General features: G+C 55.7%; 16 protein-coding genes. 12 read left to right on the top strand and 4 right to left on the bottom strand.

The features are described from left to right. Nucleotides 1–179: 179 nt before the first annotated feature. Entirely contained in the window at nucleotides 180–1,865 is a 1,686-nt protein-coding gene (locus tag VK574_RS02895; protein WP_472798302.1) for an amidohydrolase, read from the bottom strand. Between the two features lie 355 nt (nucleotides 1,866–2,220). Between VK574_RS02895 and VK574_RS02890 the strand changes: the two genes are divergently transcribed. The 3 genes from VK574_RS02890 (at nucleotide 2,221) to VK574_RS02880 (ending at nucleotide 5,662) form a co-directional block, all read left to right on the top strand. Further along, complete coding sequence (locus VK574_RS02890) at nucleotides 2,221–3,633, top strand: M20/M25/M40 family metallo-hydrolase (protein ID WP_472798301.1); 1,413 nt, start codon at nucleotides 2,221–2,223, stop codon at nucleotides 3,631–3,633. A 283-nt stretch (nucleotides 3,634–3,916) separates the two neighbouring features. Next, nucleotides 3,917–4,813, top strand: a complete 897-nt coding sequence (locus VK574_RS02885) for an RluA family pseudouridine synthase (RefSeq protein ID WP_472798300.1) — start codon at nucleotides 3,917–3,919, stop codon at nucleotides 4,811–4,813. 363 nt (nucleotides 4,814–5,176) lie between these two features. After that, entirely contained in the window at nucleotides 5,177–5,662 is a 486-nt protein-coding gene (locus VK574_RS02880; protein ID WP_472798299.1) for a hypothetical protein, read from the top strand. Nucleotides 5,663–5,771: 109 nt separating this feature from the next. Here VK574_RS02880 and VK574_RS02875 read toward each other — a convergent pair whose 3' ends face one another. Then, the gene (locus VK574_RS02875) at nucleotides 5,772–6,524 is read right to left on the bottom strand and encodes a tyrosine-type recombinase/integrase (RefSeq protein ID WP_472798298.1); all 753 of its coding nucleotides are present in this window, start codon (nucleotides 6,522–6,524) and stop codon (nucleotides 5,772–5,774) included. A gap of 436 nt (nucleotides 6,525–6,960) precedes the next feature. On the opposite strand from VK574_RS02875, the gene VK574_RS02870 reads away from it, so the two are divergent. Both VK574_RS02870 and VK574_RS02865 read left to right on the top strand, forming a co-directional pair. Next, complete coding sequence (locus VK574_RS02870) at nucleotides 6,961–7,320, top strand: PadR family transcriptional regulator (protein ID WP_472798297.1); 360 nt, start codon at nucleotides 6,961–6,963, stop codon at nucleotides 7,318–7,320. Further along, nucleotides 7,317–9,941, top strand: coding sequence for an ADOP family duplicated permease (locus VK574_RS02865; protein WP_472798296.1), 2,625 nt, complete (start codon nucleotides 7,317–7,319; stop codon nucleotides 9,939–9,941). Before VK574_RS02870 ends, VK574_RS02865 begins: the two co-directional genes overlap by 4 nt. A gap of 354 nt (nucleotides 9,942–10,295) precedes the next feature. Here VK574_RS02865 and VK574_RS02860 read toward each other — a convergent pair whose 3' ends face one another. Further along, nucleotides 10,296–10,928: a response regulator gene (locus VK574_RS02860; RefSeq protein WP_472798295.1), complete on the bottom strand. Its 633-nt coding sequence runs from the start codon at nucleotides 10,926–10,928 to the stop codon at nucleotides 10,296–10,298. Next, nucleotides 10,925–13,324 (bottom strand): sensor histidine kinase, encoded by a 2,400-nt coding sequence (locus VK574_RS02855; protein WP_472798294.1) that lies wholly within the window; start codon nucleotides 13,322–13,324, stop codon nucleotides 10,925–10,927. The genes VK574_RS02860 and VK574_RS02855 overlap by 4 nt, the downstream gene beginning before the upstream one ends. A 1,371-nt stretch (nucleotides 13,325–14,695) precedes the next feature. Here VK574_RS02855 and VK574_RS02850 point away from each other — a divergent pair. From VK574_RS02850 to VK574_RS02820, 7 genes are all read left to right on the top strand, one after another. Further along, entirely contained in the window at nucleotides 14,696–16,327 is a 1,632-nt protein-coding gene (locus tag VK574_RS02850; protein WP_472798293.1) for an FAD-dependent oxidoreductase, read from the top strand. Between the two features lie 93 nt (nucleotides 16,328–16,420). Continuing rightward, complete coding sequence (locus tag VK574_RS02845; RefSeq protein ID WP_472798292.1) at nucleotides 16,421–17,263, top strand: alpha/beta fold hydrolase; 843 nt, start codon at nucleotides 16,421–16,423, stop codon at nucleotides 17,261–17,263. Nucleotides 17,264–17,387: 124 nt separating this feature from the next. Then, a complete protein-coding gene (locus VK574_RS02840; protein WP_472798291.1) occupies nucleotides 17,388–17,807 on the top strand; it encodes a nuclear transport factor 2 family protein in 420 nt (139 codons plus the stop codon). Between the two features lie 57 nt (nucleotides 17,808–17,864). Next, nucleotides 17,865–19,127 (top strand): type 1 glutamine amidotransferase domain-containing protein, encoded by a 1,263-nt coding sequence (locus VK574_RS02835; protein ID WP_472798290.1) that lies wholly within the window; start codon nucleotides 17,865–17,867, stop codon nucleotides 19,125–19,127. Nucleotides 19,128–19,242: 115 nt separating this feature from the next. Further along, complete coding sequence (locus VK574_RS02830; protein ID WP_472798289.1) at nucleotides 19,243–19,530, top strand: muconolactone Delta-isomerase; 288 nt, start codon at nucleotides 19,243–19,245, stop codon at nucleotides 19,528–19,530. Between the two features lie 55 nt (nucleotides 19,531–19,585). Continuing rightward, nucleotides 19,586–20,173 carry a hypothetical protein gene (locus VK574_RS02825; protein WP_472798288.1) on the top strand — a complete coding sequence of 196 codons (588 nt, stop codon included), beginning with the start codon at nucleotides 19,586–19,588 and terminating at the stop codon, nucleotides 20,171–20,173. Between the two features lie 47 nt (nucleotides 20,174–20,220). Then, on the top strand, nucleotides 20,221–21,222 hold the full coding sequence (locus VK574_RS02820) for a quinone oxidoreductase family protein (protein WP_472798287.1): 1,002 nt from the start codon (nucleotides 20,221–20,223) through the stop codon (nucleotides 21,220–21,222). The last annotated feature ends 75 nt before the right edge of the window (nucleotides 21,223–21,297 follow it).

Genomic DNA, 21,297 nt, shown 5'->3' with positions numbered 1-21,297 from the left:
GCTCGATTTGATACTCGGCGATTTTGCGTCACCTGAGATCTCAGCTTGCCTCGCCAACTTCCGGTTGGCCATCTGGAAATTGCGCTCAATTCAGTGTGTGACCACCCGCAGCGGCAGGTATCTATCCGCAAAGCGCGCTAGCGCTGGGAACGTTTGCTTAGCTACGCCCTCTCGCCCGCTCAGCGCTGGTAGATCACCTTGCCGTCGAAGATGGTCATGTCGACCCTGGTCTTCTCGATCGCCTCTGGCGGGATTGTAAAGATGTCGTCGGAGAGCACTACCAGGTCTGCCAGCTTGCCCGGTTCGATGGATCCTTTGACCGTCTCCCGGTGTTCGGCAAATGCGGATCCCATTGTGTAGGCGTGCACTGCCTGCGCAACGGTGATGCGCTGCTCGGGAATCCAGCCGTTTGGGTTCTTGCCGTCGAGGGTGCGGCGAGTGGTGGCGGCATATATGCCCATCACGGGATCCAATGGCGCGACCGGCCAGTCGGAACCGAAGGCAAGTGTTGCACCGGCATCCAGCAGGGATTTCCATGCATAGCTCGACTTGATACGCTGCGGGCCAAGGATGGTTTCAGCCCACCGTCCGTCGTCGATTGCGTGGTAGGGCTGCATGGAAACGATCACGCCAAGCTTTGCGAAGCGCGCGTAGTCCTCCGGATGAAGGTGCTGCGCGTGCTCGATGCGGGGGCGGCGATCGGCAGGGCCATTGTCTTTTTCCAGGCGGCCGTAGAGATCGAGTATGGTGCGGTTGGCGCGATCGCCGATGGCGTGAATCGTAAGCTGGAGTCCGGCCTTGTCGGCCTGGCGCATCGATTCGTAGAAATGCTCGACGTCGAGAAGGTCGGGGCTGGCGAGGCCGCTCTTCGCCGGATTGTTCGTGAACGGCTCATCCATCCAGGCAGTTTCAGAACCAAGGGCGCCATCGGCGAAGGCTTTCAGGTTGCCAATGCGGAGATAAGGACTGCCAAAAGGCGCGACGATGCCGGCGTCGGCCAGAGTCTTCCAATCGCGGACGGGAAAAGCCTCGTAGATGCGGACAGTCAACTTGCCAGCGCGCTCGATCTTCTGGAACTCGCGAAAATTGTCCGGCTGGCCGCGGTCTTCAGAACTGTCGGCCATGTTCTGCACGCTGGTTACGCCGTGAGCTGCTGCTTCGCGCATGGCTGCTTCCATGGCCTGGGCCTCCTCTTCGGGAGACAGCGGAGGCATGATGCGCTGGACGAGAGCGATGGCAGCGTCTTTGAGAATGCCGGTCGGGTTGCCGTCCTTGTCGCGCTCGATTTCTCCGCCCGGCACATCCTTCGTGTTTCGGTCGATGCCAGCGAGCTTCATGGCCTGTGCATTCACGAGGGCCATGTGTCCGTCGAGCCGCCACAAGAATGCAGGATGATCGCCGGAGACATTGTCAATCAACCGGTGGTCGGGCAGAACGGGCGGATTCCAGCGTTGATGATCCCAAAGGCCATTGCGAAGCCACGCACCTGTGGGAAGGGTTCTGGCGAATTCAGCGATGCGCTCCTTGAACTCGGCCTGGCTGTTGGCTGCGCCAAGATGCACGGTGATCAGCGAGCCGCCGCCGATGAGGAAATGCACGTGGGAGTCGTTGAAGCCGGGCAGGAGAAGGCGGCCGCCGAGATCGATGGTGCGGGTGTCGGGGCCGGCGAGTTTTCTAATCGCCGCGTTATTGCCGACCGCGAGGATCCTGGAACCATCGAGCGCCACAGCCTGGGCGGTGGGCTGCGCCGGATTTTCGGTCCATAGCTTGGCGTTGACGAGGATCAGGCTCGCCTCCGTAGCCGACGCGCTGCAGCAGCAGGCGACGAGCAAAACAATGAGCGAGCATAGCCAGGAAAGCTTCACTGCAACTCCCTTCAAACTGAGGCACGATTGTCCGCGATCACAGGAGAATCGCGGGAAGACCAAGAACATTTCAGGTTTGTACAACTCTATCAGTGAGCGGGGATTGTGGTGTTCCGCGCGGGTCGGTTCTGTATCCCTCGGTCGCTCTCGAGTAACGAGCAAAGCGGAAGTAAATCGCTATGAACGGATCACTTCCTTCTTGCCGACAATACTCCAATAGCTGATGAATGTAGACTGCTGAGGAACGACAATTAGTGGGCTGCTCTCGATGAGTGACAATGACGGGGATGCTCAAGGTCTTCTTCTCATCGGTGCCTCAGCCTAGTATCGCGAGACACCCACCCTAGGAGATTGCATGATCGCACGGACTCTGCTTCGCGCCATTGTCGCCAACGCCTGCCTCGCTGCCGGTTCCGCAACCTATGCCCAGACCATGCCGCCGGCGGCGGATATGAAGCTCGCCCATGACATCTACAAGCAGTTCATAGGGATCCAATCGGGCTACTCCACCGGGTCCACCACTCCTGTCGCTGAAGCTGCTGCTGCGCGCCTGAAGGAGGCCGGTTTCCCGGACTCAGACATCTTTCTCGGTGGAGAGTCGCCGAAGAAGTTCAACCTGGTCGCGCGCTATCACGGCACCGACACGCAGAAGCCTTTGCTGCTACTGGCCCATACAGACGTAGTTGAGGCCAAGCGCGAAGACTGGACCATGGACCCGTTCGTGCTCAACGAGAAGGACGGCTATTTTTATGGCCGCGGCACCGGCGACGACAAAGCGCAGGCTGCGGTCTGGATTGCGACTCTTATCCGGATGAAACGCGAAGGCTTCCAACCGAACCGTGACGTCATCGTTGCGCTAACTGCCGACGAGGAGGGTGGCGGTCCGTACAACGGCGTCGACTGGCTTATCAAAAACCACCGCGAACTAATCGACGCAGACATCGCGCTGAACGAGGGTGGCTGGGGCGAAGAGGAGAACGGGAAGAAGATCTCCAACGACCTGCAAGTTACTGAAAAGTACGTCATCAACTACACCCTTTCGGTGACTAATAAAGGCGGCCACAGCTCTATGCCGGTGCCGGACAATGCCATCTACCATCTGGCAGGCGGGCTTGTACGCCTCGCGGCGTTCGGATTTCCGCTTAAGACCGACGGGGTGACCGCGGCGTACTTCGCCGAGATGGCGAAGATTGAGAATGGTCCGATCGCGGCCGATCTGGCGCAGGTGGCGCAGGGCTCGCAGGCCGCAATGGAGCGAGTCGCCGCAGCGTCTCCGGCGTGGAACTCGACGCTGCGCACGACGTGTGTGGCGACGATGCTCGCTGGCGGTCACGCGCTCAACGCGCTGCCTCAGCTCGCGACGGCAACAGTGAACTGCCGTGTGCTACCGGAGGACTCGCCCGACTACGTGCTCAGCACCTTGAATAAGGTAGTCGCCGATTCCGAGGTGAAGATTAAGTCCATGAGCGAGAATGCGTCCGGTGCTCCGCCCTCGCCCCTTCGGCCCGATGTGACGAAGGCTGTGAAGGCGGCGAGCGAGCGACAATTTCCCGGCGTGCCGGTGGTGCCGATACTAGTGACAGGCGCGACCGACGGCCGCATGCTGCGGAAAGCCGGCATCCCCACCTACGGTGTGCAGGGCTTCTTCTTCGACCGCGACGACATCCGATTTCACGGGCGCGACGAGCGCATGAAGACGGACGCGTTCTACCAGGGGCAGGAGTTTCTCTACGACTTGGTGAAGACGCTTTCGACTTCCGAAAAGTAGTGGGGCCGAGAAGTTGGCTTCCCCGTGATGGGCAAACCGGAAGTTGAGCCTCAGTTATTGCTAACAGGGCAATGCATATTTCCACCACCGGAGATCCGTCGAAATACGCGTTGGCGACTTTGGCGACATTTCAGAGATTATCTGGCTACGGTGTTTCTCGGTACCTGATCCGTGCGGAATTTTGCTCTTAATACTGGACGCATTGAAAGCTCTCGCTGCCTAAATTCAGTGTCGCTCAATCCAGCAACCCCTGCCGCGATGCCACGGCTTACACTCAAACTACATGCTCAACCGGGGCTATGCCTACGCCACAATCATCAGCAGCAAATGCCATGGGCAAACGCTGCTCTCCTATTTGGCGAGCCTTTACCCCCACTCAACCCCACAAGTCTGGCAACAAAAACTGAACAACGGCGAAGTCACTCTCAATGGCGTCATCGCCACCGGAAGCGAATCAGTCACTTCAGGCCAAACCCTTATCCGGAACCGTCCCCCCTGGATCGAACCAGACGCCCCTCGGCACTTCGAAGTCCTGTTGGATGACCCCCATCTGCTGGCCGTGAACAAACCCAGCGGGCTGCCCACCCTCCCCGGTGCCGGCTTCATGGAAAACACCCTCTTGCGCCTGGTGCAAAAGCATGTCCCCGATGCAAACCCTGTTCACCGGTTGGGGCGAGGCACCAGCGGTATCGTTCTGTTTGCCAAAACTCCGCAGGCAGCCTCTAGCCTGACTGCAAACTGGAACACGCCCAAAACTCAAAAGATCTACCGGGCGCTGGCTCAAAACGTTGCAGAGCAGGATGTCTACGAAATCCTCACGCCCATCGGGCGCGTACCCCACCCGCGCCTCGGTTCCGTGTGGGCCACCAACCCAAATGGCAAACCGTCAAAGTCATTGGCAAAGGTGATCTCACGCAGCGCAAGCACCACAACATTCGAAGTAAGCCTGAATTCGGGCCGCCCTCATCAAATCAGAATCCATCTGGCATCCATCGGCCATATGCTGGTCGGCGATCCGCTGTACGGTGTAACCGGTCAGCCTCTTGAAAGTCTCCCCGGCGTCCCTGGTGATGGCGGATATTTCCTACACGCCGAATTTCTGAAATTTCACCACCCCATCACCGGAGAACAAATCAATCTTGAGGCACGGTTGCCGTCCGGATTCCCATTACATCAGTAGGTTCACGGCACCAATTGAATCAGGGTGGGCTTGAAGGCCGCGCCCCTTTCATTGCGAATGCCGACGAAGCGAGTTGAATTACATCCCTACATCCCAGTATTGGTGGTTAAGCGAATACACGCGCCAATAGACGAACAACGGCTTCACTATGACTGCGTAACGTCCTACCGATAGGAAGTGGAGCCACCGGATAGCCCCTGGATAAGCTGAAAGAGTCTAGCGTCTGGATAACTGCAGTAACCAAGAGGATCGCCTGTCGCCAAGAGTCCTTACCGTAAACCCACAGCGGTCCGCCCATAGTTGTTCTGCAATCGTTATGATCAGAACTGATGTCTCAGAATTCGACGTATGAGGGGACCGCTGGTGCCAGTTTCTGCAAATCGTGTTTGGCGGCAATTGCCAAATGAGATCCGAGTCGCCGTCTGCCAGGTTTTTTGGGCTGAGTCAAAGGGCACAGAGAAACAGTTTCTCTTTGCGTCGCTTGCTAAAGAAAAGAAACTGCGTGAGGTCTTTGTCCGCAAAAGCCCGATTGAGCGGCTGGTCAACTGGACGGCGGCAACCTTGTCACTTCCTGACCCGATCGTAGATGACCTGCTGAAGAAATATCTCCTCCACGAGCATCGTGCCGTTATTGTCAGTTTTCTTGACTTGATCAATATTCCCCATTCCGAGGGAATGATCGAGGAGAACTTTGACTACGCCACCCTGACAGACGAACGCGTTCAGGAGGCCGCCCGTAATTTGCTCGCATCGGCAGATCGCACTGGCTCCGAGCTTTACCTGAAGTACCTCGTGCTTCAAGGTGGACCTTGGGTTGGGATGGAAGAAATCCTGCCAACCGGGGAGTAAAAGTCCCGCGGGCAAACTTCATCTTCTGCGGCACCGGCGCGCTCTTGGCGTTTCCGATTGGCCTGTCTTGAGTTCGGTGCCCTGGATTATCAAATGAAGCCAACAGGGCCTAGCGCAAATTTACCAGCGCGGAGGTAAAGAGGGATCCGAAACGGTCGTTCACAGGATCCTCAAGATTCTGCTTGCAGCCCAGATATCGCTCGGTAGTTAGCACGGAAACATGCCCGAGGAGGAATTGAATCTGTTCCAGCTCTCCACCGTTCACATGGCAGAGTTTTGCGCAGGTCCTGCGCAGATCATGAGGAGCAAGATGATCCAATTGCATCCGCTCCGCGCACCGTCGAACAACATACCAGATGACATTCTCGGAAATCCCTTTGCCCCACGGCGTCCCGTGGCGGCTGACAGCACGGAAGACCCGGCCCGCTGTGACCTTGGAGGAAGACATCCATCGATCGATGGCGGCCTTTACCCAAGCTGGGACCGGAACTGTCCGAATGTGACCGCCTTTTCCAACCAGGTCCACGATGGCCCAATGTCCGTGCCGGATCTGGACGTCATCAACCTTCAAAGCGGAAAGTTCAGCACGCCGCAGCCCGCAGCCAAGAAGCACAGAAATCATCGCAAGGTCACGAATGCTGCGCAGGTCTTTGCCATCAGCTTTTTCCAAGAGCATTTTCGCTTGATCGTGGGTCAGCCAATTACCAATGCGCGAGCCCAACTGCTTCACACCCTTGACCCTTCGAATTCCGGCGGTGAGTTCCGGACTGAGCAACCCAGAATCTGCAGCCTCGTAGGCAAGCCTCCTGACGGATGCAAGCCGTTGATTGATTGTGCCGGCAGCGAGTCCGAGGGATTCCAAGTACAGTCGGAATCTCAGTACCACGGCTCGATTCAGGGAGAGTCGGGGCTCGGAACAGTACCAAGTGATGAATTGCTCCATCGCGAACTTGTAGTTCCGTCTCGAGTTTGCTGAGCTCAGGCTGTTCAACACTGCGTTTTTCGAATGATCCAGATCCGGAAGGCGAAGGACGATCTTACGACGAAGTGGCTTCTTGTTCTTCTTGCGCATACGAGCGGCCTCCATACCGCTGGCATGCGTCGAAGGTACATCCGTGCCATTTCCGCTCTGCGAGCACAGTAATCATCGAAGAGTACATAGGCGATTATGCGGAAACCTACAAAATAGGAACAACAAATTTCTGCTTGGCGACCAAAGGATTAGCTGTTCCTTTGGGACTTATAAGCCACTGACTCACCTTGACATTCTACTGGAAGGGGAATTACTTTTGCCTAGAATGTCTACTAAAGAGCACAACGAGCGAATCGAACTGCTGCAAGGCACTTTGGATCTCCTAATCCTGAGGACACTGCTGCTGGGGCCGACACATGGCCATGCTATTGCCAAAATGATCGAATTCAACTCCGATGAGGTGTTGCAAGTCGAGCAGGGATCGCTATACCCGGCGCTCCATCGTCTCATCAAACGAGGATGGATCTCTGCTGAGGAGGGCACCTCCGAGAACAACCGACGCGCCAAGTTCTACAAACTGACGATCAAAGGGCGGCGACAACTAGCAGTCGAGACGAGCAAGTGGGATAAGCTCGCGGGAGCGATTGCACGGATACTCAGACCCGCGGCGCAGGAGGGCAAATGATGAGCCGGCGCAGGCGCATGCTCAAGGATCTCGATCAGGACATCCTCGATCACATAGCAATCGAGACGCAGGAGAACATCGAGAGCGGTATGTCGCCCGACGAAGCCCGAACATGGGCCCTGCGCAAATTTGGCAACGTAACCAGAGTCAAGGAAGAGACTCGGGAAGTGTGGAGTTTCACTTGGCTCGAGCAGTTCTGGGCGGACGTGTGCTTCGGCATCCGTGCGGTGTGGAAGCATCCCGGATTTGCCATCGTCGCCGTATTGACCCTAGCCCTCGGTATTGGGGCCAACACAGCCATCTTCAGCGTGGTCGAGGGTGTGATTCTGGCGCCGTTGCCATATCCACAGCCGGATCGCCTGGTGCTGGTGCAGGAGAGCCGTCCAAACCTGGCTCACTTGGATATCTCTTATCCCGACTTTCTGGATTGGCAGCGCAGTGTGCGCTCTTTCCAACAGATGGCTGCACTCACCTGGCGCGACTACGACCTGACAGGCCCCGGAGCATCGGCGCACGTAAACGGCATGGAGATCACATCGGGCTTCTTCTCAACACTGGGCGTCAAGCTCGCCATGGGCCGCGAATTGTCCCCCTCGGAAGACTTACCGCATGGCGCACCCGCCGCCGTCATCAGCGACCGCTTGTGGCGAGACCGATTCTCAGCAAGCTCGCAGGCACTCGGCAAGTCCATCGTTCTCGACGGCGCGGTCTTCACCGTCGTAGGCGTTCTTCCTCCCGGATTTCGCTTCTTAACCAACGCCGATATTTACACCTCGCTCGCGCAGGGCTCGCCAATGATCTACAACGATCGCACGATTCATGGATTCGCCGCCATTGCCCGCCTCAAACCCGATGCGCAGATCGCTCAGGCCCAGAGCGAGTTGAGCGCCATCCAGGAGAATCTCGACCGTCTCTACCCCGCGGCGGACCAGAACCTGGGAACCCTCATCCTGCCCCTGAATGAGGCCCTCGTCTTTGAAGTAAGTGGAATACTCCTGCTGATATTGGGCGCGGTATCGATTGTGCTGCTGATTGCCTGCACCAATGTCGCCAACCTCTTGCTGGCGCGCTCGACGGCGAGGACACGCGAATTTGCCATTCGTTCAGCGTTGGGGGCTAGTCGTGCACGCATGGTGCGCCAGTTGTTGACGGAAAGCGTGCTGCTCGCGCTCGCCGGCGGAGTTCTCGGCCTGGGTCTGGCAAAATTGGCTGTCAGCGTGGTCGTCGCCCTGGCGCCTGCAAGCCTGCCGCGCGCTGACAACATCGCCGTGAATCTTCCAGTCCTCCTGTTCGCCTTTGGCATTTCCCTCCTTGTCGGAATTCTGTTCGGTCTCGTTCCAGCCCTCGATAGTTCGAGTGTCGATGTACAGCTTTCGCTCAAGGCTGGAGAACGCGGCTCTACGCGCGCTCATCCTCGCACTCAGAGCATTCTCGTGATAGTCCAGATGGCTCTGACCCTGGTGCTGCTGATGGGTTCAGGCCTGCTCTTACGCACGATTCTCCAACTATGGAAAGTGAATCCAGGTTTTGACAGACAGAGTGTCATCACGTTCAAGGTCGGGCTTTCCCCATCGCTGACGAAGACAGCGTCCGGTACACGAACCGCTTATCGGCAGTTGCTCGACCGCATACGCGAGATTCCCGGCGTACAGGCAGGGGATTTTACCAATGTCGTTCCACTCAGTGAACACGACAATGGGGGCCCATTCTGGGTGGGCGCTCAGCAGTCAACTTCGATGCAGGACGCGCCACATGCGCTCTATTTTGAGACAGGCCCGGAGTATCTTCAGGTGATGCACATTCCGCTGCTTCAAGGCCGCTTCTTCACCCCCGCCGACAACTCCGCCTCCGAGCCGGTGGTTGTCATCGACAGCGTTCTTGCCCACACGTATTTCCCCCAGAAAGATCCACTGGGTCAGCTCATCACGGTGGCGCATTGGCGCACCGCGCGCGTGATCGGCGTAGTCGGCCACGTGAAGCACTGGGGATTGAGCGATACCGGCGCCTACAATCCCAGCCAGATATACATATCTTTTTATCAACTTTCGGACGAGTGGGTTCCGGCGTTCGCCAGAGAGTTATCTGTGGCCGTTCGCACGCCGCTCGATGTCGCGACCATCATGCCTGCAATCAGGAATGTCGTATACGGAACCGGCAAGGACCAGCCCGTATATGACGTTCAAACCATGCAGCAGATTGCGTCGGACTCGATGGCATCGCAGCGGGTTTCAATGATTCTGCTTGGGGCGTTTGCCGTCCTTGCGTTATTGCTGGCGTCAGTTGGAATCTACGGCGTACTTTCGTATTCGGTATCTCAACGCATTCGAGAAATCGGAATTCGCATGGCCCTTGGAGCTCAACGGCGTGATGTCTTGAAGATGATTATTGGGCAAGGTCTTCGGCTAGCCGTTGCGGGCGTAATTCTTGGCGCGGGCGGCGCACTCCTGCTCACCCGGCTGCTCTCGAGCTTTTCGCGGTTGCTTTACGGCGTGCGTGCGAACGATCCGGTGACGTTCACGGCTGTGTCGTTCGTTTTGGTTTGTGTATCCATCTTGGCGTGCTATCTTCCAGCCCGCCGTGCTTCGCGCGTAAATCCCATGGTCGCATTGAAGTACGAGTAGTACCCTGCGCGAGCGATCGTCGACCCGAACCTTTGTGCCGCCTCAACTTGCAATACATAATTGTACTCGGCTCGAATTGATAAACGACTCAGGACAGAGTGTCCACGGGCCACGCGCACGCGCTGACCAACAATCGAAAGCGGTGGGTGTCGCGTCTCACATTCGTCGCGCGAAGCCGTCCAGCGTTCATTGATCCGCACGTTCAACCTCAACTATCGACTTCAGGTCTTACCGCTCACCGAGCGGGAGGGCAACAGAGCGGCGGGTCAGTTTACGACTCGGCGATAATGCGTTCAGTGCTGTGTTGTTTACTCGAGGCTGGATCGGAAGGTAGGATCCGCTCAGTGAAGTCACTCATCCCAAGTCTATATATCCGCGTTTCATAGCGATCGTAACAGCGTGTGTCCGGTCGTTTGCGTCCAGTTTGAGGAGAATATTTTGAACGTGGGTCTTTATCGTTGTCTCCGCAAGAGACAACTGAGACGCAATGATTTTGTTTGATGTTCCAGCTGCGATCAGTTTTAGCACTTCAATCTCGCGCTCGCTGAGTTCGTCATCGACGACGTGCTCGCCAAGTTCTCTCGCAATCTCGGGGGGAATACGCCGTCGTCCTGAATCGACAATTCGAATAGTATCCAATAGTTCTTTGCGAAGCATATTCTTCAGCAGGTAACCAACCGCGCCGGCTTTGAAGGCTCGCAACGCTTGAACGTCTCCTTTGTACGCAGTAAGGACAACGATACGAGCCGCCGGGAATTCGCCGCGTATCGCGATGATTGCGTCGGTCCCATTCATCGTGGGCATCTGTAAGTCCATCAGCGTCACGTCAGGACGATGTAAGCGGAATTGTTCGATGGCTTCCTGTCCGTTGCTGGCCTCGCCAATCAAAACCATGTCGCTCTGACTATTGATTGCTCCGACAATGCCCTCGCGCAGGAACGGATGGTCGTCCACGACAAGTATTCTGATCTTCCTTGCCCCGCTCATCGCATCACTCTTCTATCGCCTGTCAGCCTCTTCATCCAGTTCGGCCTAAGACCAGGAAAGACTTTCTTGTATGCCACATCTGTGGGTATTTCCAGGTCGATCTCGGTTCCCACGCCCGGACGACTCCAGATGACCAGTTTGCCTCCTATGACGTTTGCTCTCTCACGCATTCCACGCAGACCCCAATGACCTGGTCGGCCGCCGTTCAGAGTGTGCTCATCGATGCCACGCCCATTGTCTCGAACTCTGATGTGAATCATGGCGCGGTCGTAAGTAACTTCAACCTCGATTTTCGTCGCATCGGCGTGCTGGAAAGCATTCCCCAGCGCTTCTCGTCCGATGCGGTATGCCTCATCTCGCACAAATGCATCAATGGATTTTGGCGAGCCCACAAGCGCGACCGAGAATTCAACTGGGTGATCTTCGGCAAAGTCTCTGCCATAGGAGGCAAGTGCTTCTGACAATTCGTTGACTGTAGTCGCTTCTGCACGTAGCGCATGCACGCGCTGGCGGCCTTCCAGCATCACTTCGTCAGCGGAATCAAGAGCTTTTTCGATCATCAGGCGGCTCCGTTTGGGGTCAGACTCACTCAGCGCGGTCTGGATCCGCAGCATTAATCCGTCGACGCTCTGGATCAGAGTGTCGTGCAGTTCCCGAGCGATGCGTTCTCGCTCTTCGAGTCTTTCTCCCAGGCGTGCCTGTATCTGGGCAGTAGCCTGTCTTAATCGAAGAGAGTAAAGCATCCATGCCAGTCCGATTGCAGCCAGTCCCAGCGACACTTTGAACCAGAGCGTTTGGTACCAAGCAGGAGCAATGAAAAAATCCCATGTCGTCCCTGTCTCATTCCAGACTCCATCATTGTTACAAGCGATCACGCGAAAGATGTAATGCCCTGGACCGAGGTTGGTGTAGAAAGCTTCGCGGCGTCCGCCTGCATCGTTCCAGCCCTTGTCCTGTCCGTCCAGCTTGTAACGGAAGCGGACCCGTTCAGGAACAGAGAGGTTGGGCGCTGTATACGCTATTTGCAGAGTTTTGGTGTGGGCCGGCAATTTCGATGGCGGCAGCCTGCTCACAAGACCCGCCGCAGTCACCGACTGAATCGACACCGTTGGAGGCATGGTGTTCCGCAGAATGTGATGCGGGTCGATCCAGGCCAGTCCCTGATTTAAGGCGAACCAAATCCTTCCGTCAGTTCCTTCGATCACAGACGGTGTGACCAACACGCCGCGCTGCGGAGTCGCCGGAAGACCGTCCAGAACGTCGAAGAGTTGATAACGTACCAGATGTTCCGGGTTTTTCTTGAACTCTTCAACTTCGCTTTGAGGAATATGAATGATCCCGCGGTCTTCGCTAAACCACAATCCACTATCCGCCGTGGCCGCCATTCCCTCAATGACCTCGAAGCTCGTTCCTTCTGCTGCAATCACTGGCTTGAAACGTTTTCCGTCAAAATAATCAAGGCCTCGAGTCCCGCCAACCCAGACATCGGAACCTCGGCGCTGAATGGATTTCACATCTCCAGCCCGGATACCGTCCTTTGAAGTAAAAATATGAATTGTATCTCCATCGATTTTTACGATGGTGGAATTCGCAGAACCAAACCAAATCGTCCCATCCGCAGTCATGGATGCGTTTGAAGATACGAGCTTAGGTCCGCCCATGCTTTCGAGAGACCGCCACTTGCCGTCTTCCAGTCGCATCAATCCCTGATCGGCCACATTAACCCACAGCCTCTGGGATAAGTCCTCGGCAATAGCGACTGGCGACGTTCCGGGCGTAGCAACTTCTTCGGGTTGCTCCCCAACCCGGCCGTGCCTAAAACGGAAGAGCTTTCGATGAGAGCCCATCCAAATAGTTGCTTGTCGATCCTGAAAAATACAAAAGACCAGATGCTTTGGCAGTCCGTCCGTATTGAATTTCCCATCCACGATACGCATGGGATCACGATTGATTGCTGCTACCCAAACCTCGCCCCTATCGCGCGCAATAAGGGACAAACCGACAGTGCCTGATGGCAGCGCGACCGGAGTGAAGGCCCCTTGTCGAAATCGATCCAGGCCTTCACTGGTTCCGACCCATATATTTCCTTCGAAGTCCTGCAAGATGCATCGGACATAGTCGTTAGTCAGGCCCTGAGCGTGTGTAAATGCCTCAATCTCAGGACCAAACTCAGAGATATCCGGACCGTTGAGGCGTTCGGGAAAGGGGACACGGCGCAGGCCATCACCGAGCGTCGTGATCCACAAGCTGCCCTGATTGTCGATCAAAATGGCGTCCGAGCCTACACGAATCTCCGAGTGTCGCTGTTTTCCTGCAGTCTGCCACAGAACAGGAACAGCATGAACCGATCGCTCTGTCTGCGCGATCCACATCTCACCATCCGTGGCCAGAGCCATACTTCCGCCAACTGTCTGTTGATCGCTCGCCTCTCGAAACCTGGTTTCTCCCTCACGTAGAAAGATCACTCCGCGTTCGGTGCTTACCCATAGAGTTCCCGAAGAATCCGGGTAGGCGGAATAACAGTCTCCATTGACATTCCAATCGCTCGCAATTTGATTCCACCGAGAACCGTTGAATCTTGCCAATCCGTCCGTTCTGACTGCCCAGATCATTCCCCGCCGATCTCTCACAAATTGCTTCGTCCGGCCTTTGGGGAACCCATCTTCAGGACCGTAATAAGTGACTCTTCCGTCTTTTAGGAAACCGATCGTCCGATCAAAACTGATCCAGAGACCTCCATCTGGCGTTGCGAGAAGGGAGAGAATGTTCGTTCGGGGAAAGTCCGGCCCGAATAGTGGTTGATAACGCTCGAACCGCTCTCCATCGAACCGGAACAATCCTTTCGGAGCTCCTAGCCACAAGAATCCATCGGACGTTTGGGCCATCGATCGAATACTTTCGGGAGCGCCGTTTTCAGGAGTCCAACTTGTGTGATAAAGCTGGTCAATCCTTCGATCCCGGTCGATTGCGAACATTGGAGGACATAGAAGCAGAGCAAGCAAAGTCGTCCACAGCACCCGAATGTGTCGCCCGGCTTTTTGAGAACTCGAGATGTAGATCGGTGTAACGACAAAGCTATATCGGGACGGGTTCACAATGATCGCGGCTGTAGGTGTCTTTTGACGCATTGCCAGAGCCATAATATCCGCTTGTGTGGAGGACCAGGAGTTTTAGGATACTCCGGACGCCAACAATTCTGCTCCTCCTAAAGAACTGCCCCGGTATCCCTCCTTTGGCATTGCGACCCAACTGGAAGACGGTTAGCCTCCAGACCGTGCAGAGACTCTTCTCTATGTTTCCGGCAGGAGCGGCGGGCATTGCGTTACTAATCCTGAGGCTCGCCGCCGCCGCCGCTCTGCTAGAGTCCGGTTTGAGACATCCCCTCTTCGCTACCTTGACGGGAACCTTCGTCATTCTCGCGTTGCCAGGGGGTGCATTATGTCTCGGCGTTCTCACTCCTTACGCATCAACAGTCAGTTGCCTGATTGAACTCGCCACAATTGTCGGATCTGGAACTCGACTGGAATTCCCCATCACCATCTCCATAGTGATTACTGCGGCTCTAGGGGTGTTGGGTCCCGGAGCGTACTCACTTGATGCCCGTCTGTTCGGCCGCAAGATTATCAGGTTTCCAACTCGCGATAGAGAACCATGAGTCACTCAGGCAAATGAAGTATCGGTCCTTCCTCCGAATGGTGGTTTATAGGACGTGAGTAAAGCGATAAGTTGAAGACCATTGGCAGACTTGGATCGAGAAAGGAGAATATATGGCTTACGCACCGCATTTGACCGAAGATCAGATCGAACGTATTCGCGAGTATGCGAAGCCACGACAAGTCGTCGCAGACGAGATTCTTTACGAGCCAGGTTTTGATACACCGCCGGTCTATGTGGTTATATCCGGTGCGATTAGGATCGTGGCCGTCGGTGGAGAGAAAGAACGTACCGTAACGACGTATCGACCCACCCAGTTTTCTGGCGAGTTGCTAATGATCTCTGGTCGGCGCTCTATCTATCGTTGCCAGGCCGTCGAAGCTGGGACATTACTCGAACTGTGCCCTAAAGACCTGCGAACTCTGATCGGCAAGGATGCCGAACTCAGCGACATCATTATGAACGCATTCCTTGCCAGGCGCCGCTCGCTAAAAGAGACGAAGCAGGGAAATGTGGTCGTCCTTGGTTCGACATACTCCACGAACACCCTCGCGATACGAGAGTTCCTGACCCGCGATGGGCACCCCTTCAATTACTTCGATCTCGACTCCGATCCGGTGACGCAGGACTTGCTCGATCGCTTCGGCGTCACGATCAGCGAGATCCCGGTCGTAATCTGCAACAACACGCAGGTATTGAAAAATCCCTCGACAAAAGAGATTGCCGAGTGCCTTGGCTTCAACAGCAACATTGATAACTCTCAGGTGAGAGATCTGGTTATTGTGGGAGCTGGGCCGGCTGGATTGGCTGCCGCGGTGTACGCCGCGTCCGAAGGACTTGATGTCTTGGTCGTCGAAAAAGCGGCCCCTGGCGGGCAAGCCGGATCAAGTTCCAAAATTGAGAACTACCTGGGATTCCCAACTGGCTTATCGGGTCAGGAGCTCGCTGATCGAGCCATCGCGCAAGCTGAGAAGTTTGGCGCCCGCATTATGGTGGCGCGCTCGGTAGAACGTCTCAGCTGCGATCAACGTCCCTACACGGTTGCGCTCGATGACGGCCACGAGATTCCCACGCGAACCATAGTGCTCGCAATAGGAGCGCAATACAACAAACCTGCCCTTCCGCGATTGGAGTCCTTCTCCGGCAAAGGAATCTACTACAACGCAACCTTCATGGAGGCCCAGCTTTGCGCCGGGGAACAGGTCATCGTGATAGGCGGGGGCAATTCAGCGGGACAGGCAGCGGTCTTCCTCTCGCAAAATACGGCTGGTGTAACGATGCTTGTGCGGTCGCACAGTTTAGCCGACACCATGTCCCGTTATCTCGTCCAGAGAATTGAAGAGAACCCACTCGTTCAACTGCATTATTCAAGCGAGCTTACAGGACTCGAAGGCGGCGAGCATCTCGAATGCGTGGAGTGGCGCGACAAAACTTTAGGAGAAACATTCAGTCAGCCCATCAGGCACGTCTTCGTGATGACCGGTGCTTCCCCGAAGACCGACTGGCTCTCAAGTTGTTTAGCTCTCGACAACAAAGGGTTCATTCTTACAGGCCGTGATCTTGAGACCGCGAAACCTCCGATTCCCTGGATGCTTGACCGGCCGCCGTACATGCTTGAAACGAGTCTGCCCGGAGTGTTCGTTGTTGGAGACGCGCGTTCCGGCAATGTAAAGCGTGTGGCTTCGGCGGTAGGTGAGGGTTCAATGGTGCTTCATCTTGTTCACCAGGCGCTGACGGAGCCGTAGAAGCAATCTGTAGTCCACTTTGAACAATTAACCAAGGCCCATGTTTTAAAACCCGCGATCAGCCGATGACTGACAGCCGCACAAGGAGACAAGATGAGCGCCAATAATAAGACTGGCCTGCACGCAATGCAGTACAAAACCATCGATGGACTGCAGATCCGCTTTGCGACGAACGAGAAGAAGAGTGGTCACCCCATCTTACTGCTCAGTCCGCTGCCGGAGAGCATCCTTGCATTTCTTCCCACGTGGAATATGTTTGCAGACTTGGGGCCAATCATTGCGGTGGACCTTCCTCCATTCGGCCGCTCGGAAACCAGGGCAGATACGAGAACTCCGGAAGTTGTAGGAGATTTCCTTCTCCGCATTATGGACGCCTTCGGAATGAATCAGCCACACGTGATAGCTCCGGACATCGGAACTCCTGCATGCCTCTTCGCAGCCGCAAATCACCCTGGAATCTTCAAGAGTCTCGTAATCGGAAGCGGAGCGACAGATCACACAGACATTCTCGGCGACCTGGACCGAATCGTGAACGCCCCATCCTTGGAACCCTTCAAGGATCTGACGGGAGAACAGTTTGTTCGCGCGGCTGTTGCAGATATGATGCACTACAAGCTACCGGATTATGCATTACAGGATTACATCGCCTCCTATGCTGGACAGAAGTTCTGGGATGCGATGGCCTTCGTTCGAGACTATCCGGAAGCTCTTCCTCGCCTCGCCACCCGCCTCTCTGAGATTACAGTCCCTTGCCAGTTGACAGTAGGTCGGCACGACCCCTTCGTTCCTGTCTCCAATGCAGAAGGCCTGCATAGAGGATTGCCGAAGAGCAGGCTCAATGTCATCGATTGCGGACATTTTGTTTGGGAAGATGCTGCCGAAGAGTATGGAAGATTGGCGTGCGACTTCATCCAGGGCGGTTACGCCAAACTTTAGCTAAGTCATTTCATCCGGCACAACTCATCGCTCAAGCGGTTCGTGGTCGTTCATTACAACTTCGGGCAATCACTACAGGCCCGCATACCAGTTGAAAGACTTACGCGTCAGGGAGGGCGCATCTATGAAGACAGCAAAAGAACTGCTCCAGGCCTATATCAATGGTTCTGCACTGGAGTCCGCCGCATTGTTCGCGGACGAAGGCGCGCTTGAATTGCCATATCTGGCCGCCCTCGGTGTCGAACCGAGGTATGAAGGACCGAAACATATCGGGGCCTTTCTTACCTTCCTGCACGAGAAGATGTATCCGAACTTCAAGTTCGTTGATGTGAAGATCTACATCGATACCCCCGACCAGGCCTTCGGCGAATACACCATTCACCAAAAATCGGGGATCTCCGGCAAAAATGTGCATCAGCGCTTCTTCGGTCACTGTGTTGCCGCCGATGGCAAGATCGTCCTGCTGCGAGAGGCGCTCAATGTACTCGCTGCAGCCGATGGCATGTTTCCCAACGGGATCGCCGACGTGATCAACAAAAAGTAAAGCCGAGCACATCCCCGGCTCCCAAACAAAACATTATCTTTGGCAAAGAAGGACTCTATGTCGCCCGATAACACACTATCGCTCTCTACTGTTACCGCTACGATTCACGCACCGATCGAGAAGGTCGACATTGCCGATTGGGTTCTTCATCTTCCGGATGGGGAGTATCAACGCTGTTCGACGGCACACATCGCTGCAGGCGCCACAACAACAGACGATGGACGTCCCATGTCGATCAACGTTGAAACCATCGGAGATGCCTTCGTCGTGCAGCATTATGTAGCCGAAGTTCAAGAGCCGCACTTCTGCCGTATGGTCTCGATCTCCGATTCCATCTCTCCTGCCGGGCGTACCAAACTACGAGTCGTTTGGGAGATCAGTGTCAACAAAATCGACGACCAAACGTGCGAATACACAAACCACATTCACTCAACTGCAATTGATCAGACCCTGGCTTTCTTCAACGAACACAATATCCCTTTCGCGAGAGCACAGGCAGCTCGGCAGCAGGCATCGCATGCGCACAATCAGGAGGAGACTCCGAAATTCGCAAAGAGTATCGAACAAAAAGCACTGAGGCAGAATCGAGCGCAGACAGCCGCAAATTCCATCGCATTGGAGGAAAAGAAAATGAAAGTACTGTTCATCATCAGCAGCTCCGAAACAGCCTTCTGGCTGTCGGAGGTCACACATCCTTATTGGCACCTCACGGAACGCGAGGTCGAAGTCGACTTCGCCAGTCCAAACGGAGGCAAGGTCGTCTTCGATCCTTATAGCGATCCACATTTTGAGAGGTCGCTTGAGCCCAACGATCTCGTAAGCAAGGGCTTTCTATCGGACAAGAAGACAATCGCAAAACTAGAAACGACCCTGAAGCTGAAAGACGTTGATCTGAGCGAGTACGATGCGATCCACGTAGCAGGCGGCCGTGGTGCGACCTTCGATCTGTTCCCCAACGAGGATGTAGCGAAGGCGCTGGAGTATTTCTGGTCCAAGGATAAAGTCGTCGGCGCCATCTGCCACGGTGCGGTCGCTCTCGGCAATATTCCTGACCGGATCAAAGGTCGTCAGGTGACCGGCTTCACACTTGAGGGGGACAGGCAGCTTCAGGCGATGTTCGGAAGCGGATTCATCATTCCGCATTATCCGCAGACGGTCCTCGAGGGAACTGGCGCGGTCTATACCAGCATTCAGCCGTACACACCGAAAGTCGTGGTCGATGGCAAGCTAATTACCGGCCAGGACCAGTCCGCCGCGTCGGAGTATGCACTCGCGCTGTTGCATCTGATGACCGGCCATAGCCCGGTCACGGTGGTTTAACTACGACGACTGGCGCGCTGCTAATGCAATTCGCGGGCTCTGGGCAGTCGGCCTCTCTGCCGCAGTTCGGAGTCCCGGGCCAGCAACATCCAACGCCCCAACCGGAGGAAGATCTATGTTGTTTCATGTGCGTATTGACGTTCACGTTCCCCTCGACATCGACCCGGAAAAGCTGAAACACCTGAGCGCCCGAGAGCACGAACGAGCCAAGGAATTGCAGCTTCAGGGAAAGTGGACACATCTTTGGCGGGTGGCAGGAAAATACTCGAACATCAGTATCTTCGATGTCGAAGATCCTGCTGAGTTACACGATACCCTCAACTCACTGCCGCTCATTCCCTTCATGGAAGTTGAAGTCACTGCCCTCTGCAAGCACCCAGGCTCCCTGGAGCTGAACAAGTAGTCCCCCGCCAATGTGGCAGAGCCAACTGCATACGTTCTGGATCAAAGGAGCCTCTGTGAACCGTACTTTCATGCAACAACTCACCTCCGTTGTCTTCGCAATCGCGTGTTTGGTCGGCCTCTTTCCAACCTCGGTTTCCGCGCTCGGAGGACCTACAGGTCAGACCAACTCCGCGTCCGATGCTGGACCGCTCGACGAACACGCACTCCGAGAAGTCCAAACACTCAACCGGCGCCTCATCGACGCCGAGAACAGAAAGGATTTTGACGCGGTGAAGCAGATGGTATGGAACTCGCCGTCGGCGCTTTTTGTGGCTAAAACAGCCACCGCAGCCGAGGGAAACTGGGCCGGCTTCTGGGGACACGACGCGGTGGTCCAGCATCTTCATGAGGTGATCTTCGGAGGGCCTTTTCATATGGAGGCCGATTACACGAGGGCGAAGGCCGTCGCCCTCAGTGGTGATGTCGCCGAAACCTATGTGCCAGTTCAGATCACGGTCGGCTATGCGGGACAGCAAGTAGTCCCTAAACCCCTTCCTCATACTGATGGAGTGGGTCAAGACTCCGGAGGGTTGGAAGATGGCGAGCGATATCGCGATCCCTGTCCCGCCACCGCCTTCGCAGACCAAATAGCAGCGGTTTGACCACACATCCGAATTTGACCAACGTTACGAAATGGAAGAAGGAAGCGATGAAAGCTATCCAGTTTTCTCAATTCGGCGGGAGGGATGTGCTCGAATACGTTGATGTAGCAAAGCCCCTCCCACAAGCCGACGATCTCCTCATCGAGGTTACCGCCTCAGGCGTCAACTTTGTTGACATCAGAGAGCGCCTGGGAGTCTACGCACGGCCCGAGACGCATGTAGGCCAGGATAAGGTGCTGCCACGAATATCGGGATTGCAAGCAGTCGGAAATGTCGTGGCAGTAGGTCCGGCGGGTGACCGGAGTCTGGTGGGCAAAAAGGTAGTGGCGTTGCTTTCCTCCGGAGGATATGCCCAATTTGTCACCGCGCGTGCTGATCGAACAGTCTGCATACCGCAGGATGCCGACGAGGTGATGTTCGCGGCCATGCCAACCCAAGGAATGACAGCCTGGCTGATGTTGAACTCATCTACCCAACTCCACCCAGGCGAAAGCGTCCTGATTCATGGAGCCGGAGGAGGTGTAGGTAGCATGGCGGTCCAGATCGCAAAGTCGATGGGCGCCGGCTTGGTCGTTGCTTCCGCTGGGAGCGAAGAGAAGCGAGCATTGGCTTTGAGTCTTGGCGCAGATGTCGCGATCGATTACGACCTTCCTACTTGGCCGAGTGACGTGCTAGCCGCCACTGCAGGTAACGGCGTCGACGTCATCCTGGAATCCATTGGCGGCGAAATCTTCGAGAAGAATTTCGAGTGTCTGGCGACGTTTGGCCGCTGTATCATCTTTGGCTCGACCCGTGGTCCGGGCAAACCATTCCAGCCGCGACGACTGATGAGCAGATCGCAGACCATGACAGGCATTTACCTCCCAGTCTTTGACGCAAAGCCAGAATTGATTCGAGAGGGCATGAAGTATCTCGTCGATCAGACGGTTACTGGTAATCTTCGCCCCCAGGTATCGGTGCACCTTCCTTTGAGCAAGACCGCAGAAGCGCACCGTCTTCTGGAGGAGCGCCGGGTGGTTGGTGCTGTGGTGCTCGATCCCCGGTACTGACGAGGCCAAACGCATCGCCGAGCTTCGTTCGGTACTGAGAATCGTGACTACGAAAGTTCAGGCGCTAGCCCAAGA

The organism is Occallatibacter sp. (genome assembly GCF_035317045.1).
Lineage (GTDB): Bacteria > Acidobacteriota > Terriglobia > Terriglobales > Acidobacteriaceae > Telmatobacter.
Note: the sequence above shows the minus strand (reverse complement) of the source record. Positions and strands in the feature narration are given on the sequence as shown.

Coding starts and splice junctions, on each gene's coding strand:
- VK574_RS02890 (WP_472798301.1), top strand. CDS start 2,221: ATGATCGCACGGACTCTGCTTCGCGCCATTGTCGCCAACGCCTGCCTC.
- VK574_RS02885 (WP_472798300.1), top strand. CDS start 3,917: ATGCTCAACCGGGGCTATGCCTACGCCACAATCATCAGCAGCAAATGC.
- VK574_RS02870 (WP_472798297.1), top strand. CDS start 6,961: ATGTCTACTAAAGAGCACAACGAGCGAATCGAACTGCTGCAAGGCACT.
- VK574_RS02865 (WP_472798296.1), top strand. CDS start 7,317: ATGATGAGCCGGCGCAGGCGCATGCTCAAGGATCTCGATCAGGACATC.
- VK574_RS02860 (WP_472798295.1), bottom strand. CDS start 10,928: ATGAGCGGGGCAAGGAAGATCAGAATACTTGTCGTGGACGACCATCCG.
- VK574_RS02855 (WP_472798294.1), bottom strand. CDS start 13,324: ATGGCTCTGGCCACGGATGGTGAGATGTGGATCGCGCAGACAGAGCGA.
- VK574_RS02850 (WP_472798293.1), top strand. CDS start 14,696: ATGGCTTACGCACCGCATTTGACCGAAGATCAGATCGAACGTATTCGC.
- VK574_RS02845 (WP_472798292.1), top strand. CDS start 16,421: ATGAGCGCCAATAATAAGACTGGCCTGCACGCAATGCAGTACAAAACC.
- VK574_RS02840 (WP_472798291.1), top strand. CDS start 17,388: ATGAAGACAGCAAAAGAACTGCTCCAGGCCTATATCAATGGTTCTGCA.
- VK574_RS02835 (WP_472798290.1), top strand. CDS start 17,865: ATGTCGCCCGATAACACACTATCGCTCTCTACTGTTACCGCTACGATT.
- VK574_RS02830 (WP_472798289.1), top strand. CDS start 19,243: ATGTTGTTTCATGTGCGTATTGACGTTCACGTTCCCCTCGACATCGAC.
- VK574_RS02820 (WP_472798287.1), top strand. CDS start 20,221: ATGAAAGCTATCCAGTTTTCTCAATTCGGCGGGAGGGATGTGCTCGAA.